Consider the following 17,455-nt stretch of genomic DNA (forward strand, 5'->3'; position numbering starts at 1 on the left):
TAAAAATTAATGGAATTCGATCTTGATATCGTCCGCCATCATTTCTAGTGCCTCAACACTGGCTTCATTCGAGCCGCCATTGATGCTAGGTGCTGTGAGTTTCTTAGGAAACGCATTGATCACTTTCCAAGTAACGATAGGCTGAGATCTGTCTTCGTTAGTTAATGAGATCGTGATGTCTTTTTTGTCGACTAGATTTAAGCTGATAGAAGAAATCCAATCGTAGAATTGGCTCTTCTGCTTAACTAGACCACGCTTCAATGTAATGTTGACATCAGTTGGTTGCCCAGGCATGTGCTTTTTCCCATAACCATCTTTGTAAGTGATAGTTTCAACACCAATGTCTAGACCAGACACTTCTGAAAACGGGATGCTTTCTTCGCCGAAGCTGACAACAAATCGATAGACGGGAATTGGATATTCTGCTGCGATATCTGCTTTAGTAGTAGCCATGTAATAACTCCAAAAAATTCGGTATTTACAGCCAAGCTGTAGTGATAATTGTGGTCTACCTGACGCACTAAAAAGGCGTCAAATAGACATGTTTGATTAGCTAATTGCCCAAAAAAGGCGTTGATTATTAACCTTCTAGGCTCTTGTGAGAGAAAGTTAGAACAATGAATTCAGCTGGGCGTACTGCCGCAAGGCCAATTTCAATATTCATTAAGCCATTATTGATGTCGTCCTCAGTCATGGTTTGACCTAGGCCCACATTGACAAAGAATGCTTGCTCTGGCGTTTCGCCAAAGAATGCACCTGAACGCCAAAGGTTTTCTAGGTAACTTTCAATCATGGTTTTGAGCTTTAACCATGTGAACGGTGTATTCGGTTCGAATACCGCAAAGTGCGTTGCTTTTTGTACTGACTCTTCAACCATGTTGAATAAACGGCGAACCGAAACATAACGCCACTCGTTGTCATTACCAGCAAGCGTACGAGCGCCCCACACCAAAGTGCCTTTGCCAACAAATGTACGGATAGCATTGATAGACTTACCAGAGGTTGCATCTACGTTGAGGTTTTCTTGCTCAGTATTGTCGATAGCCAGCTTTGGCATTAATACTTGCGCAAGCGCCGCATTAGCTGGCGCTTTCCATACACCGCGATCTTTGTCAGTTTTTGCCATCACACCAGCGATAGCAGGTGAAGGCGGTAGGTCTAGGTAGTTTTTACCAAGTTCAGCTTTTACTTGGTTGTATACATCTGCTGATGAGAACGGATAAGCAGGGTCGCCAATTGCAGCTAGTTGTAAAGTAGGTAAAGTGACATCAGACAGCATACATACGTCATTGATCACAACGCTACCGCCTTGATCTTTGTCTTTGATTTCACCTTCAACAAGTACAACTTCTTTACCATCAGTTAGACGGTAATATGCAGCGCCGTCACCAGCTTCAATAAATACAGTTTCCGCAGTCAGGTATTGCTTGCCAGCAGGGTCGTACACTGCTTCATCAGCATAATTGCTCTGTGCATTATTTGGAGATAAATAATCCTTAGCAATATCTTCCCACTCACCATTTGCGTTCAAAGAAACCAATGTATGAGTCGCTTCGTCCTTTGGCCAAAGCACTTGCGCCGTCAATGGTGATTTAACAACAACTTGCTTAGCATCATAAGTACGTGCCATTGTAGTTGTTAAATACGGGTAGTACGCAGCACCATATTTTAGACCTAGCGTTGCGCCAGCTCTTAGCGCTTTTGCATCATCAGAAATTGGGTCAATGCTCATAGAGTCTGCTTGCATTTGAACGTCAACCAATGCAAAACGGTCCATTCTCTTTTCAGCATGAACAAGTGCTTTGTTTTGTACTTCGTAGTGCTTAACTGTGCTCAGGCCAATGGCTTCTGGACAAGAGATTAAGGTTACTTCATCAACTTTATTCAACAGTGCAATTGCAGCGGTAAATTGATCTGCTTGCGCACTTTGAAGTTCACTGTTTGTAATAAGCGTTGAACTCGCTTGACCAATACTGACCACATAACATGCGCCACCACCATTGGCAAAGAAATGACTTACCGCTTGGTGTAAAAAGAAGAATGCGTCCGCTAAATTTGAACCATCAGACGTGACATTAAAGCCGCCTGAAGCTTTTGGTGCAACTGCGAAACTTTCTTGGTATGCACCACCAAAAACAGCTTCAAACTCAACCATGCTAGTAATGCGCACAGGGGAATTCATATAAGCAACGTTACCTTCATCATCTAGCTTAGTTGTATAACCGATAAATGCAGGGATAGCGGTTGCAACTTCTGCAACAGATGGTGGCAGTGTTGACTTCTCTTGGACGTAGACGTCTGGGGTTTTATATTGAGGCATAATATTTCCTTACGTTGATAATTACATTCTAATTAGCCGGTTCGGCAAGAATTTGGGAAAAAGAGGCACAGAGCTGCTCGGTCATCACAGTTCAGGTGGCAAATCAATGGGAACAAACCCACCCTTTTCTCTGCGCCTCGAAAACAAAGAGCGTTTCCACGGCTCCGCCACATCAGTCCCAACCAATGTGTGTTATTAATTAATTTGTACTGCTATGACGCCATGGGTAAGAAGCTGTGAAAATTAATCTGATCTTTTTTTAATTTTATGATTTTTATATATTTAATTTTTATTGAAGGTGAAAAGTCGTTACATGGAGCAACAACCCTTCCATGTTTTAAACGAGCTTAGAGGCTATTAGCTGTCGGATTGTCATCCGACACAAACATAGCCATGAATTAGAACGGGTTATATTGGGAAAAAACGGTTTGAAAAACCGGTTAAGTGCACACTCGCAAGTAAAGTGTATGCATAGACGAGAGATTGACATAACTCAACCTGTTCACTGGACAAATTAACGCGTTGGCAATTTAGCCCCGTATGTGTCGATAGTTGCTGCATATATTCATCATCAAACCGATTATTAATTGCCTGTGTTTGCAGCCAGCTTTCTCTGTTTGTCGCAATCGACAAATAGTTAACTTCATAGCGCTCCACCAGCGGTTCATTAAAGTTTGCGTAAAGGGCATTAGCAACAAATCGTTTACCGCCGTACATAGTCAGATGCCGAAAATCAACATACTCTACAAATTCTCCTTCGTCATTAAGCTCCTGCCAATGCTGAGTTAATTTTTCGCCAAAAAAAGCCACGGGAGATTCAACCAAAGCGCCTTGGTTTTTATCGCTGAATATACGTGCATGGTACTGCAGCTCGTAGTAACACTGCCTGCACATGTTGGCACTCTTAGCTAATAAATACCCTTGCTCATCAACATATAATTGGGCTCCAGCCGGAACAACTATGTTGATCCCAAAATAGGCATCACTGTAAATATCAAATTTTGGCGCTTCGAAATCAATTCGAAATTCACCGAATATTGCTTTGAATAGGTGTTGAATACTGCGCAGTTCATTGGGAGTTGCACTGCTTAAAATGAGCTCGGCCATACTGCGCGTTTTAATTTTATAAAATTCGAAATTTTGATACTCAATGGCATTTGGCTCTACCAATTGGCTACTACCAAAGTCCCACTCATCAGAAGCGGCATAGGCAGGTGAGAATAGCCAAGTTAATACATCATATGGTTTAAAAACTAGGTGACGTGTTGGTTGGTTTTTCAGTGGTACTACTTTATCTAAGGTGAATAACTTTGAAGTCTTGTACAAGCCCTTTGGTAATGTACTTTGCTTTGAATTAACCAATTTACTTAGATTTGTTGCCGGGATAACCCAGCTCACATTGGCCGCACCATTTTCCAAACCTCCATTACCTATACCTACTAATTTGCCTTGCCTGTCAAATACCGGTGCACCTGAAAAGCCTGGAAGTAAACTACCGTCCAAATAATATATCGGAAACTCAATATCTGGAATATTTGTTTTCTTTAGTGTTTCTACTGCATTAGGTGGCAGAAACTGTTTTAAAATTTCGGGTTTTGCGTACCCTTTTAGTAGCTCTCTCGTGCTCATTGCTAAAGCGCCATGATGAAAGCCCAATGCAGTGACATGCTCACGATACTTTGGTCTTGATTGCTTGAAATACGTCAGAGGGGACCACCCTTTAGGTGGCTTCATTACTTCCAACAAGACTAAATCCGCCTCAGGCAACACTCGCGACACCTTAGCTAAGCGCTTCTTTTTGCCAAACTCGATAATTATCCGACTTTTTGCATGTGCGTCTAGTACATGCAACGAAGTAACAACCCACTGAGGCTTCTGCCACAAAAATCCCGATGCCACATTCATTTCATTGTTAGGCTTTTTGACAACCACTCTAACAGTACTCAAGCTCAGCTGTTCGGGGTTGATATCAGCCGCTGTCTGAATCGATACCAGCAAGCATATCAATAGGTGTAGTCTACATATCAATTTTCCCATCACTGTACCATTATCAGCCAGAACAAAGTATTTGATGGACTAACTTAACGCCACGTAACTTGCTGTTTTCCGATAAACCTCCCTCATCAAATCGCGCGAAAATATGTGACCAAGGAGCCCCAAGTACGCTTTTTACCTGCGTGAAAGTCAGCAAATCCGTTAGCTGTAAATTACCAATACAAGGTAAATCTTGTTGCTGTGCACATACGCTATAGCGGATCGCCAGTAACATTTTCTTTTGCTCAGACTCCTCAAACTCAGTAACAATGGATTCGCTCACGGTCGCCCACACTCCGCCTGTTAACTCAAAGTTATTAACGATTTCGTCAAGCTCTAAACTACTATCTGTGTAAGATAATTCATCACACCCATTCACCGAGATACTAGAACTAAATAACAAGCTATTGTGCTGATTTGCGATATTGGCTGCCTGCTCAGAAAAGCTAAACTCAGATTTGGCCGACGTTTCATCGCCAGCGTATGTGCTATCCAATCGCATTCCAAACTCTTTCAAAGTCAGTAGTTGCAACGCCTGTTGCTCGGTATAGCCCGCGGATACATATTGGGCTTTAAGTTCAACGAGTGATGGCGCTAATAAATTATGTGACCGTACATAAATCCCTATATATGCGCCGATGACACATGCAATACCAAATGCGCCGATCCGCGCAGCTTTCGCATCGTTAAAGTAACGGTCGTTTAGCCCCAAAATTGCCCCTAAAATGGTGGTCAATGTGCCAAGTAAAATACTCACAGTTGGTGTCACGCTGGTTCCCATAACAACACCAAATAAAAGGCCAATCCCTGCGCCACCAAACACTGCTACTTTTAGATTTACTTTGTTTTCCAAGGCTAATTACCTTATTAACAAATTGGGCGTTTTGTATTTCCTTTTGCGCCTTTTAGTTTTTTTACTGCCAAATCTATACTCGTATTGGGCTGATACCGTATGGGTGTAGCGACTTTTGCTCAGCCATAATTTTTCCAGTTTGAAGGCCAATACCGAGCTGGCATTTAAGCGATACTCTATCTCTGACATTAAAGCTAACTGTGCACTACTGCCCCAATAACTCTGTTTATTATGATTTGGAAAAACTGAATACCGCCCACCAAAATAACCGCTGAGATGTTCAGTAAAATGATAGCCATATTCAACCAGCAATGCGTGGTTAACCTGACTTGTGTCGTTCAGAGAAGCACTGCCAAAATTGAGTTTTCGATAACTCATGACATAGTCAAAATCTAGGTGAGCGCTGCGAAAATGCCATACATGGCTCAGTAAAAATGCACCTCCAAACTCTCTATCTGTTACATGACTTTCTCGATATTGATATCTTTCAGAACCAAAATACAGATCTACACCGCTCGAGAATCCATGGGGCAGTGCATATTCATAAAAAAGCTCAAACCTTGATTTGTATCTACGATAATCGACCGAATCAGAAAAGTGTGCTGCTCCTTTACGCGTTATTCTTCCTTTTAACGCCGTCTGATCCAAGGTTAATTCCCCATAGATAGACGCATGAGAAAATAACTTACCACCCAAAGCAAACCGACCCTCGAGGGTATGTGAATCGCCATCAAATTTATCACTTTCAATTGCTATATTTGTCGGTGACTTCGACAAAGACAGAGTCTGGTTGCGAGTTGAAACAATGCCGAAGTAATTTACTTTTTTATACCAAGGCTGGCTGCTGGTTTGTTTCTCCTTAAGCGCAAATAACGGTTGAGCTTCAACGTCCAAACTGAAAATTAGCGCCACTAAGCTTAGCGAGAGACAATACACGTTTCTTAGCCGTGAAATTCGATTTTTTTTAGCCATTCGCACCTGTCGCCCCCGTTACAGAAGCCACCGCGTTGGCAGCCTGAATTTTCATCTGTAGCTCGGTACTTTGTCTTTGCAGCAACTCAAAATCAATTGTGTTTATTTGCGCCTCATGTAATGACTCTTCTACCGTTGCTGGCACGCCCTCGACCAACCCACTTTGCGCAAGCTTAACTGCACTTGCCATAACTGACGTTTTAAGGTCAGACAAAGTATCTTGGACTTGGTGATTATCAGGCTCAGAAACAAATTGGCTGATCGCTGAAGACAAAGGGGTTATTAGCGTAATGTTTTCTGCAATTGACGCATTTACGAGACTTAAGGTCGTCATTGCTTGATCTGAAGAGTCACTTATCTTTTCAACATCTGACAAAGTACTGTCCAAAAGGTTGATATCACCCTCGCTCAAGTTCAGCGCGGTCAAAACTAATCGGCTTGCTTGAAGTGAGGCCGAATCAACCCCACTTTGGTTCACACCATCCTGTAATTGATTGACGAGCCGGTCATAAACTAACGTTGTCAACGCGTTTACTTGCAGTGAATTACGCTGGGTGTTGGACGATGACAAATGACTGAGCCTCAACCCTGTCAGTTCTGACGCGGGCACAATTTCTTGGTAGTTAGCGATTAAATTTCCGTTACGGTCATAGCACTCAGCGGTATCGCATACCATGGTGGTATTATCTAAGAGGTCTATTTTGATATGAAATAAGCTATTTTCATGAACGCTGAATTGGCTTTCGAACTGTGCTAGCTCATTGCTTTGTCCTTGCCAGATAGTTAAGTGATTAACATCACTAATGGTAATTAAAGCATTTGCCAATGGCCCTTTCAAAAGACTGCCATTGAGCAAAAGTTCATTGCTCCCTCTAATTAACCCCTCTTTATAGCAACCAGAAAGCACTGTCGCCACAATCGCTAGGCAAAAACAAATTCGACGTTTTACATTATTCATCAGATACCCTTTCATGACCCACTTATATAAGGGAACATGCCCCTGATGCACTCGTTTAAAAAGCACATATTATTTAGAAATAACAATAGGTTGTGTTGGTTCAAATTTAACAGTGAGCTCAGTAGGTGGGCCAGGATCTGGTACTCCTTGTGGATTGAGTGCAGGTATCACACTTAATGCACACACAATGTCTCCTTTGAGAACAATTGGCGCCCCGCCTTTGAAAGTAACTTCCGATAAAACAATGTCATTGATAGCGCTGAACGTTACGGTACCGCCTGCCGCATATGCACCATTAATATACGGTGACATATTGACCTTTTTCGTCAGAAACTTTTCGATATCATCTTGAACAGCTATCTCACCATGACAAACCATTCCCTGAGATGCGACCTCTAGTGGCCCTGCGGTTGGCACAACTAAAACACCTTTATCTAGCAGTAAGTTGAAAACCGTACTTTCGTTAAGAATTTTTATCATTGCTATTACCTGACACCACCAATAAATACTTAAACATCTAGCAACACTCATTTACTCTGACTTTTCAAACCAATACTGTGCAGAATTTACGATTTATACATGGTGTTAATGAAATTGAGGACTATTACTCATACAACGCGTGAGCCAGGCAGATGTGAAAAATAATTGCTGTTTAGTTTGCTTTCCTGTGCGACTAATCGGATTGGAGCGTGAATAAATATGAGTACTAGCTTGGTGAACACTTATTTTGCATACAATATATTGTTGACAATATTCACAACAGTGGCTAATTTATAGTCTCTAGGAACATAAAAGGAAATTAAAATGAAATTAAAATTAAATAAGTCACAAATTAAAAATCTTTCTAATAATCAATCTCTTGACTTAAACGCAACGCCCGCTATTGCTGGTGGTAGACCTGGTCGTGAAACAGAATACGACCGGGGTTGTCCGTTCTTTACCCATAGAGAAGCAAAGACATGCGGTATGGGTTGGACTTGCGGTGGTGTAAAATAGTACTTTTAGGTTTACCAAAGCGTCGTAAGGCGCTTTTTTGCTTCTTGAATACAGTTAAACCGGCTTTACATTCATCACAACACTTTTCATAAATCTACCAAAGTCTTACTTACTCACTTATTCACATCACCTAACGTGTAGTGGCTACAACTAAACCAAAAAGGATTATCATGTTCACTTCTCAAACTATAAAACCCCTGTTGTTGGGACTCAGCTTATCTTTTACATCAAACTTGCATGCCGCACCTAAATCGGAAGAAGCGCCACTGCTTTTGATAGGCGCTTCTTTTGCCAATGCAAAAATGCCCTATTTTGACAATCTACAAGCACCACTCAACGGTATCGCCATTAATTCCGGTCGCTACCTTTCTCTTGGAAATGCCTTAATTAGAGAGCCTCGCCTGTCTGGCCATCTCATCAACGAAGGGCAAGCCGGTGCAACCACATTTGATAGGTTAACGTGTTTTCCGGGTCCTGAGTGTGTGGGGCCCGGCTGGGAAGGCTATGAAAAGCAGTTTACTAAAGCACTGAGTAGAGTGACCTCTTTTTCAGGAGAAATATCCGCCCGATACATCGTTATTGTTCGAGGTAATGATTGCAACCACCCTGACGCATTTGGTATTCCAATGTCTGAAACTTCGGAATGTACTTTAGAACAAATGCACACTTATATAGATACCTTCGTCAATGTTGCCAACAGAGCGTTAGCTGCTGGGATCACACCTATTTTTTCTAAGGCGCCGGATTATGATGCCATTGATTGGGAAACCCTTAGACAACGGTTTAATTGGCCATGGATCATAAGTAAAGATAACTATGATACTTTTTCAGAATTGAGGCTAAATCGCCTTAAAAATGAAGTACCTGATGCCATTTTTCTAGATATATGGCGTGGCTTTGAACCTATGGATGATGGTTTACATCCAAATCGAAAAACAATGCAACGCGCCGCTAAACGTATTGCCAAAGCCATTAAAAAACACCGCAAGCAGACAACTGAGTAAACTCTCTCAATGTCTGTCTAAAAATGAGGCCGCTACCCCTTCCTTGCGCGTATACGGCCTTCATCGCCATGTATTATATTCAATACCTTACGCGCCCAAGTCTACGCAGGTATTTTTGCTGATTCTCGTCAACCTTGACGGCTTTTTTAACCCAAGCCTCTGCCAATGAGCCAAATTGACTGACAGAGTGTGTTTCTTTTCGGTGTCGATATTTTTGTAATACTGTATGACCAATATCGCAGGCCTGTGCCCGCTGAACTAGACTACGTACGCTCTGCTCTCCCTTACCACACTCTGTCAAAACGTCGACCAGTCCCAGTTCATATAAATCACGAGCACTAAAACGCGAATTAGAATACATGACTTCCATCAACGCACACCGTGACGCCTTGTGCTTTAACTTTGATACCAGCAAGTGCTCTAGCCCATGATTAAAGGCAACAGGTGGATAGAAAAATTCCGCCCCTTCTTCTGCAACAACACAATCAGCACAAAGAGCAACTTCCATTCCAGCTCCATAAGCCCTGCCCTGTACCAACACGATGCTGGTTAGATTATGCCGAGAACCTGCCAAAATACGATGTAGCAAGGTCATGTAGTTAAAAGCATAATCTCGGAGCCAAGGCTCATTTTGTTGCTTTACACAGTTTGTTAATTTCGCCAAATCGCCACCCAGACTGAAAACACCCGATTTATCACTACTCAAAACCTTAATCGTATGATTTTGAACACCGGGCTCTGGTAAATAAAAGTGGCCTAGCTGCTGTAACAAAGATTTAGTAAAATACGGAGCTTTATTTAGCTGCATTGTTGCCCAATGTAACGACCCAGATCGCATGATCGCCAAGGGCTCACTGGCATAAACGGAAGTTGCTCTCACTTGCACAAATTCATTACCTGTTCTGATGTGTTGTTCATAGTGCTGACGCACTGTCAGCCACTTTGTGATTAGATATTTTGAATTAACCTTATCCTTCCAACACCATTCGACACTCGGCGATTCTGCTTCTATTTTTATATAAAACCTCTGGAGTTGATTAATGAAAGCCTTGTTACTGAGTTTGCTTATTTTAAGCACGTACAGTTTTGCAGATAATCAGGTGGCAAAAGTCATGCTTGCCAAAAAACAGGTCACAGCTCAGTCAGACAGTCAACATCGTAATCTCACGCGTAAATCCCCTATATTTATCGAGGACGCTCTGCATACGGGTAAGAACGCACGCGCACAAGTGAGATTCTCGGAGGGAACCATTTTGTCCTTAGGAGAACAAACGCAATTTGTTGTTAATCAATTTGAGTATCAGCAAAGCTCAGATGCTAGCTTTGAGTTTATCTCTGGCGCGTTTCGGATAGTTACGGGAGAAATAACCAAAGTGACCAATCCAAACTTTAAGATTAAAACACCAATGGGTTCTATTGGCATACGAGGCACCGATTTTTGGGGTGGAAACCTCTACGACGAAGATACGATTGATGTCATTTTATTAGACAGTGAGCACCCAATCGTCGTAGAGAATGAGCATGGACGAGTGATTATTTCAAAGCCGGGAATGGGCACTACGTTACAAAAAGGCAAAGCACCAACCACACCAGAGGTATGGTCAGATAAAAAACTTCAGGACGCAGTCAAAACGATTCAATAATTTTCTGCATTGTAAAACAATACTTCTGGTTACTGAGATGTATGAAAATTACTATCCCCTCGCTTAAATGGAGCTGCTATTAAGCTTTAAAAATCAAAAAAAACACTTTTATTTACATAAAATTCAAATTATTAATTATCTATAAACAATGAACTTATCTGCAATGATGATTGAACCTTATGAATAAAATAGTAGATATACTTATATATTTACAAAGCTCACCCCAAAAAGCCAATATATTATTGATATTATTATGAATATTAAATCACCATCCTGTTTGATAGCGACTTTTCTTGGTTAATTTGCCTCGTACCCATTTCGTTTGCTACTTTGCATCTCGTCAACACTTTGGGCCCAAGTGATGATTGACAAAACTAACAAGTGATAAACAACCGAACTAATGAACGACCAAAGGAAAGAAGATGAAAATGTTTAAATTAGGTACTCTCGCTGCTGCTATGTTAACTACTGTAAGTGCAGTTGCTGCGCCTATTAATATCGCTGATACAAATGGTTATGATCGCCACACTGTATACTCGTACGGCCCGGTTAGCCGTGTAGTTATCACAAGTGAGTTCGCACACAACTTCTCAGCTGATATTGAACTTCGTGATGGCGCACGTTGCGATAATGGTAACCTATATTCAAACGTTGACAGCAGCCATGTTGTAAATGTAGGTATTCAAGCAGATGCAGCTAACGCTAACGCAGCAAGTGTTGGTGTAACAAATGCAATTGCAGAAGACAAACTGACTCACAATAAAACGCTTCACTTAAGCTGTTACGATGCAGACAACACTTGGTACAATGTACTTGTAAACGTACCTGGCGCACCAATTGTAAACTGGGACATCACAGTTGAGCCAGCTGGTGAGTTCGTTAACCAACCTTATTCTTTTGGTTACCACACGGCGTTCCGCGTAAAGAGCACGCTTAACGTAAACAACCAAAACAAGAGCCAATCTTACTGTCATACTGTTGCAAACCGTGGCCTATCTCTAGGTTTATTCCACGGACGTGATACTTCAAATACGTTCCACTCTGACGTTTTCACGCAAGACAAAGTGTACACTAACGACACTGCTCAGCCAGTTTTATACCAAATCGTACAGTGTGAAAACGCTGCTGGTAAAACAATGGCTGTTAAGGTATTCAACCTAACAGATCCAAACGGCATCTATACTTACGAAGACCAACTTATCATCAAGTAATTGTTGATAAAAAAGATTCAAAAAAACGGCAGCGTCTAAGAGCTGCCGTTTTTTTAGTTAAAGAATAGGCTCGCCAGTTGTTCGCGAAGACAGGAAGATAAAGGCATAATCACTTTGGTTACTCTTATCAAGGTTTTTATATACATAACCTCGATATCCTTCAATATCACTAGGTGCCCCATCATACCCTGACAACAACAAATGAGATCTATATGACACTTTTTGCGTTGGCAGCGAAACCACATCCCCAAATGTTAGCTTGGGCAGCACAGATTTCACTGAGCCAGCAATATTCCATTTTATAGACTCAGTACCTTCAATATAAAACTGCCATGAAGCTGTTTGAATACGTGCATCAAGATCAGTAAAATCATACGCCATCGTTTGTTCTTGTTCTAACGCGGTTACTGCGGATGACAATTGCCCTGCTAGCTCTGTTGATGCTTCAGGCAACTTGAAACCTGTCACTTGACCCATTTCATCTAGTTGCGCTCTCACTCCACTCGACATAATTACATGATGCCCCTCGTGAGCGAAGGAGATACTCTTATAGTTATCTAGTTTATTGTTAGAAGATATTGATGGATAGATTTTTAGTTTTACTTGTTCTGCTGAATATTCAAAATTTTCTAAAATTTTATTTCCGTCATCGTCTAAACCATAAACATCCACCCTCGTTTTTGCTTCAAATTGCGATGTAGGTACATTCACACTTTGATGAACAAAATCACTGCCAGTGACCACGATTGAGTTTACGTCCTGAGGCACATCAACAACAGCCAAAGTGTTCAATTCATAGCCAGGGTTATTTATCGAGTAATACAATTTCGCATCACTACCACATACTTCGGGCGCGTCTTGATAATTACTTATTGAGCCGCCTCCTAACCTTGAAATGCTATACATGCTATGGGTTACAGCGAGTGCGCTTAGATCTACCGTCACGTCCTTACACTCACAATAAACTGAGAAATCTTCAAATTCGATCGTTTCTAATTCAGCGCCATTGGCTATATCCAATTTACTGTATATCTTTCGAGTCGTGTCGTTTCTACCATAGCTTTCCATTCCAATGATAGACACATGTTTAGCTCCTTCTGGTACCTCCTGACTAAAAAATCCCCCCTTGTCGCTTGAATACGTTGCAATGGGCTTTCCGTCTTCGCCATGAAAAATGACACTGGCATTAGGGTAATCAACTAAGCCACATTTTGTGCGCCTTTTTACATTAAATGTAAGCGTTGTTGTTTGAATTTCAGCTTTTGGTGAAATTACTTCTTTTTCTGGGGAATTATCTGTAGAACTACCACATCCTCCAAGCGCAAACAACGAAGCTACAACTGGAGAAACTACGAATTTTTTCATTTACTTTATATTCTTTGCTTAAATCTTCGGCGCATTGTACACGTAATATAGCTTGAGTGCGGCTAAATTTAAGAAATACGAATAATAACCAACCACCTGTTTATAAAGAACTTTGAAATAAACGTTATACTCACGCAAACCTTACAAAAGAAACATCCATTTAACCTCTATAAAGCTACGCATTAGCCTCAACAGAAAAGCAACACTGCCTCCGTCTACTTCCCCAATATTGAGTTCCCAATGCATCATTTTACAAGAGGTTTTCTATCACTTGTTCTACTTCAAGTACTGGGACCCTATAAAAAATGCTTCTTTTCACCTGAACTGTTCTCAAGTTCACTGTTTACTTCGACTATATTTGGATATGTAAAAATTAACCAACAAGCAATATTTAGCATAATAATTCCAAACGGCATTTATACATATGAAGACCAACTTATCATCAAGTTGTTGCTTCGAAAAAAAGCAGCCCTTGGGCTGCTTTTAATGAGTTTCTGAATGTGATTTTAAAATAAATTTCGTAAATAGAAACTAGTAAAGGGGGCCTGCCTCTAAATCAAAGAGGAGTACACTGTCATCAGTTTTTGATGTATCTTCCACCCCATGCTTTTCTATACTTTTTGAGGTTTTAAACAACATCTCTGAAATAGATTTATATACTATCTCTAATCTTTCCGTATTATTGTTAAGGTAATAAACACCACCGTCACTTTTAGAGTAAAACAGGAAGTTGTCTAACTCTTCATCCATCTCAAAAATATATAGCTCTTCCGCTAACTCTTTTATATAGTACTCTTCCAATAACTCCCGAAGCTCTGTCATTGCATAGAAGTATGAAATCCAGTCGCAGTGGCCTTTTGGTATTGGCGCAATTAAACCTGCTTGATTTCTACCCATCGTATACAGATACAACAGCAGCTCTTCGGATACTTCTATATTATAAACAGCTTCCAGTCGGGCAATCTCGTGCATATTGTAGCCTTTCAGCTCGTCAATACGTGGATAAGCATGCTCATGATTTAACAAACTCAAAAAGTCAGTGACCTGCTCTTTTGTCGGTGCTGGTTTCACGGCAGGTAGCTGCTCAGGGAGCACCTCCCTATATCGAGTACAGCGTTTATTGTGATGAAACTGCGACTTGTCAACCGCACAGCGATTGTCCAGATAAGCAAAGAAATCCCAGCCTGAATCACGAATACTTTTCGTCTTGTCATTGTAGACATATACATGCTGATTTTTCTTGTCAAAGTCAAAGTCAAAGTAATAATATTCATCACCGTTTATTTCTAACAAGTAGCACCCTTCCTTAGGGAGTGAGCGTAATTCTAGAAATATTTCATACAAATTTTCACATTCTAATCTTAAATTTAAAAAGCTCTGCTTAGGGCTAAAATGAAAAAAAGTACCAGAGTCCAATAACCCGCCATCTTCTAACCCCATCACTGAAAGAAACGTCAAAAACTGTGAATACCGCGCCATCAACGGTGGCGCATATTTTAAAATTTCATCAATATCTCGCGCTGAAAACCCAACACAATTAAGCTCAGCCGGGTCCCTAGGACCCAGCAGTTTGCTCATTAAAATTTGAGACTCATTCATTTATTTTTACCTTAAGACCCTAGAGTTGGGCAGGCACATTTTAAAAGGCTAATCGAATTAAAGCCACTATCCACTTAACTGTTTACTTTGACTATATTTGGATATGTAAAAATCAACCAACAAGCAATATTTAGCATAATAATTCCAAACAGCATTTATACATATGAAGACCAACTTATCATCAAGCTGGTTCTTCGAAAAAAGCAGCCCTTGGGCTGCTTTTATAGAATTTTTGAATGTGATTTTAAACTAAATTTCGTAAATAGAAACTAGTAAAGTGGGCCTACCTCAAAATCAAAGAGGAGTGTGCAGTTTTCAGCTATAACTTCGTTTATTACACCATTCCTTTCTATTTTTTCAGATCTTTTAGTTAGCAAATCTGAAATTGAATTGTATGCCATAAATAGCCTTTCACTATCATTGTCAATGTAATAAACACCACCATCACTTTTTGCATAAAAGAGCAGGCAGAAATCCTCATCATCCATCTCTAATATAAATACTTCTTCGGCTAAATCTGATCTACCGTATTCTTCCAGCAATTCACGTAACTCATTCGTTACATCTAAATACGAAAGCATATTGTTATGCATAGCAGATAATGAACTTAGAATACCACCATGGTTTCTTCCCATAGTAAAAAGAAACAAAAGAAGCTCTCCGGTAACACCTATATTATAAACAGCCTCCAACAGGGCAATTTCTTGCATATTGTACCCTTTCAGATTGGCAAGGTGCGGAAACGTATTTTTGTGATCCATCAGACTCACAAAATCTGAGCCCTCCTTCTCTGACGGTGCAGGTTTTACAGCTGGTAGCTGCTCGGGAAGCACCTCTCTATATCGAGTACAGCGTTTATTGCGATGGAATTGCGACTTGTCAATAGCACAGCGGTTGTCTAGATATGTAAAGAAGTCCCAACCAGTATCTTTTATTTTCTTATTTCGATCATTGTAAACATATACATGCTGATTCTCCTTGTCAAAATCGAAGTAATAGATTTCATCAGCATAAATTTCCAGTAGATAAACGCCGGCCGATGGAAAATAACCAGCTTCACGCAATTTTTCATAAAAGTTCTCATATTCAGAAACTAGATTTAAAAAGCTAACTTCAGAGTGAAAATGCAGTATTTTTTCAGAATCCAATAACCCGCCATCTTCTAATCCCATCACTGAAAGAAACGTCAAAAACTGTGAATAATGCGCCAAAGATGGTGGCGCATATTTTAAAATTTCATCAATATCTCGCGCTGAAAACCCAACACAATTGAGCTCAGCCGGGTCCCTAGGACCCAGCAGTTTGCTCATTAAAATTTGAGACTCATTCATTTATTTTTACCTTAAGACCCTAGAGTTGGGCAGGCACATTTTAAAAGGCTAATCGAATTACAGCCACCTTTTTCGAAAGTTGGGTTATTTTAATCAGCTTAAAATAATGGTTGTAAAGGGTAAATAGCAGGAAGAGCGTTTAAATTAGGTGTAAAAGTATTTACTTTTGCTTTCAGTAATTATTAAAAGCGATTAACGAGACAGTCAATACTGCCTCGTTATAGTTGCTTAGTGCTGATTACACATTCATCAATGCTTCTTCATCGAAGCCTTGAGCACGCATACAAGCTAGGAGCTGGCTTAGTAGCTCATCTTCTACTGGTGCAACAGGCTCATCGGGTAGCAATTGTGTGATGTTGCCAAACCCAGGATGGCTAAAATCAGGGTTAGGTAAACCACGCTCCGCGCGAAGGGCTAACAACAACAAAGCGGCATAAGGCGTAAACTGCCAATTCATGTTATCGAATTCAAAATACATTTTACTCGGCGGCGACGCAACTTGTGCAACTTGGTCGTCACATAATTGAGTTAGATAACCCGTTAGTTCTTGTAAATCACAGGTATCCCATCGGGCAACAATATCCACATAAGCGAAATCATCAACAATGGGCTGCAACTGTTTACCGCCTTTAACTGCATCAAACAAGAGTATAATAAAATCACCAATATGACTTTTTGAGCGGTTTATCCAAAACTTTGGATAACCCACTTGTAGCAATTTAAATATATGCTCTGCCCGTTCCGGTTGTTGCAAAATTACTGCCATAACCAAATAAAATACACTGTCCGGTGAAACACCTCTTTTTCGCTCCCTGTCAAAGCGAATAACATAACGTTTGTGTGTAAAATAGGTAATAATACAATTTATATGCGCAAAACATAAGCTATGGCTTAACGTATTACTACACAAACTTCCCTCTTGAATAAGCATGCTCTGTGCAGACATTTCATAGTAATCTGTCGGTATTACAAATTCTGTCTTTAAGAACTCCCAAGGTAAAAATGGCAATCGCTCATTGTAACTCTGCTGCCTATCGTTACGACCGTGCTCTATATAATACCTTGTATCATTTTTGCTATCTTCAAATACACCTGCATATTTAACTGGGTTTTTTATCGCTCGCTTGCGTTTGCGTATAAACTTTTCTACTTGTTTCTCGTTTATCATA

The 17,455-nt window shown here is 40.6% G+C and carries 16 protein-coding genes; 4 read left to right on the forward strand and 12 right to left on the reverse strand.

Going from position 1 to position 17,455, the window contains the following annotated elements; all coding sequences use genetic code 11:
* Positions 1-6: 6 nt before the first annotated feature.
* From QNM18_RS01725 to QNM18_RS01755, 7 genes are all read right to left on the reverse strand, one after another.
* Positions 7-453 carry a phage tail protein gene (locus QNM18_RS01725; RefSeq protein WP_023399363.1) on the reverse strand — a complete coding sequence of 149 codons (447 nt, stop codon included), beginning with the start codon at positions 451-453 and terminating at the stop codon, positions 7-9.
* 127 nt (positions 454-580) lie between these two features.
* A complete protein-coding gene (locus QNM18_RS01730) occupies positions 581-2,320 on the reverse strand; it encodes a phage tail sheath family protein (RefSeq protein ID WP_284136124.1) in 1,740 nt (579 codons plus the stop codon).
* Between the two features lie 408 nt (positions 2,321-2,728).
* A complete protein-coding gene (locus tag QNM18_RS01735) occupies positions 2,729-4,357 on the reverse strand; it encodes a S1 family peptidase (RefSeq protein WP_284136125.1) in 1,629 nt (542 codons plus the stop codon).
* A gap of 13 nt (positions 4,358-4,370) precedes the next feature.
* The gene (locus tag QNM18_RS01740; protein ID WP_284136126.1) at positions 4,371-5,207 is read right to left on the reverse strand and encodes a hypothetical protein; all 837 of its coding nucleotides are present in this window, start codon (positions 5,205-5,207) and stop codon (positions 4,371-4,373) included.
* Positions 5,208-5,213: 6 nt separating this feature from the next.
* Positions 5,214-6,179 carry a TonB-dependent receptor gene (locus QNM18_RS01745; protein WP_284136127.1) on the reverse strand — a complete coding sequence of 322 codons (966 nt, stop codon included), beginning with the start codon at positions 6,177-6,179 and terminating at the stop codon, positions 5,214-5,216.
* On the reverse strand, positions 6,172-7,137 hold the full coding sequence (locus QNM18_RS01750; protein WP_284136128.1) for a hypothetical protein: 966 nt from the start codon (positions 7,135-7,137) through the stop codon (positions 6,172-6,174). The genes QNM18_RS01745 and QNM18_RS01750 overlap by 8 nt, the downstream gene beginning before the upstream one ends.
* A 69-nt stretch (positions 7,138-7,206) precedes the next feature.
* Positions 7,207-7,617 carry a hypothetical protein gene (locus QNM18_RS01755; protein ID WP_284136129.1) on the reverse strand — a complete coding sequence of 137 codons (411 nt, stop codon included), beginning with the start codon at positions 7,615-7,617 and terminating at the stop codon, positions 7,207-7,209.
* 324 nt (positions 7,618-7,941) lie between these two features.
* On the opposite strand from QNM18_RS01755, the gene QNM18_RS01760 reads away from it, so the two are divergent.
* Positions 7,942-8,133, forward strand: a complete 192-nt coding sequence (locus QNM18_RS01760) for a hypothetical protein (RefSeq protein ID WP_211013111.1) — start codon at positions 7,942-7,944, stop codon at positions 8,131-8,133.
* Positions 8,134-8,303: 170 nt separating this feature from the next.
* Positions 8,304-9,137 (forward strand): SGNH/GDSL hydrolase family protein, encoded by an 834-nt coding sequence (locus QNM18_RS01765; protein WP_284136130.1) that lies wholly within the window; start codon positions 8,304-8,306, stop codon positions 9,135-9,137.
* Between the two features lie 79 nt (positions 9,138-9,216).
* Here the strand turns inward: QNM18_RS01765 and QNM18_RS01770 are convergent, their stop codons facing one another.
* Entirely contained in the window at positions 9,217-10,068 is an 852-nt protein-coding gene (locus QNM18_RS01770; protein ID WP_284136131.1) for an enoyl-CoA hydratase-related protein, read from the reverse strand.
* Positions 10,069-10,177: 109 nt separating this feature from the next.
* On the opposite strand from QNM18_RS01770, the gene QNM18_RS01775 reads away from it, so the two are divergent.
* The gene (locus tag QNM18_RS01775; protein WP_284136132.1) at positions 10,178-10,780 is read left to right on the forward strand and encodes a FecR family protein; all 603 of its coding nucleotides are present in this window, start codon (positions 10,178-10,180) and stop codon (positions 10,778-10,780) included.
* A 422-nt stretch (positions 10,781-11,202) separates the two neighbouring features.
* Positions 11,203-11,991, forward strand: coding sequence for a hypothetical protein (locus QNM18_RS01780; protein ID WP_247687559.1), 789 nt, complete (start codon positions 11,203-11,205; stop codon positions 11,989-11,991).
* A 57-nt stretch (positions 11,992-12,048) separates the two neighbouring features.
* Here QNM18_RS01780 and QNM18_RS01785 read toward each other — a convergent pair whose 3' ends face one another.
* The 4 genes from QNM18_RS01785 to QNM18_RS01800 form a co-directional block, all read right to left on the reverse strand.
* Positions 12,049-13,356, reverse strand: a complete 1,308-nt coding sequence (locus QNM18_RS01785) for a hypothetical protein (protein ID WP_284136133.1) — start codon at positions 13,354-13,356, stop codon at positions 12,049-12,051.
* A 531-nt stretch (positions 13,357-13,887) separates the two neighbouring features.
* Positions 13,888-14,955, reverse strand: coding sequence for a hypothetical protein (locus tag QNM18_RS01790; RefSeq protein ID WP_284136134.1), 1,068 nt, complete (start codon positions 14,953-14,955; stop codon positions 13,888-13,890).
* A 269-nt stretch (positions 14,956-15,224) separates the two neighbouring features.
* The gene (locus QNM18_RS01795; RefSeq protein WP_284136135.1) at positions 15,225-16,286 is read right to left on the reverse strand and encodes a hypothetical protein; all 1,062 of its coding nucleotides are present in this window, start codon (positions 16,284-16,286) and stop codon (positions 15,225-15,227) included.
* 238 nt (positions 16,287-16,524) lie between these two features.
* Positions 16,525-17,454, reverse strand: a complete 930-nt coding sequence (locus QNM18_RS01800) for a hypothetical protein (RefSeq protein WP_284136136.1) — start codon at positions 17,452-17,454, stop codon at positions 16,525-16,527.
* Position 17,455: the final 1 nt, after the last annotated feature.

The organism is Pseudoalteromonas obscura (assembly GCF_030135505.1).
In the GTDB taxonomy this organism is placed as follows: domain Bacteria; phylum Pseudomonadota; class Gammaproteobacteria; order Enterobacterales; family Alteromonadaceae; genus Pseudoalteromonas; species Pseudoalteromonas obscura.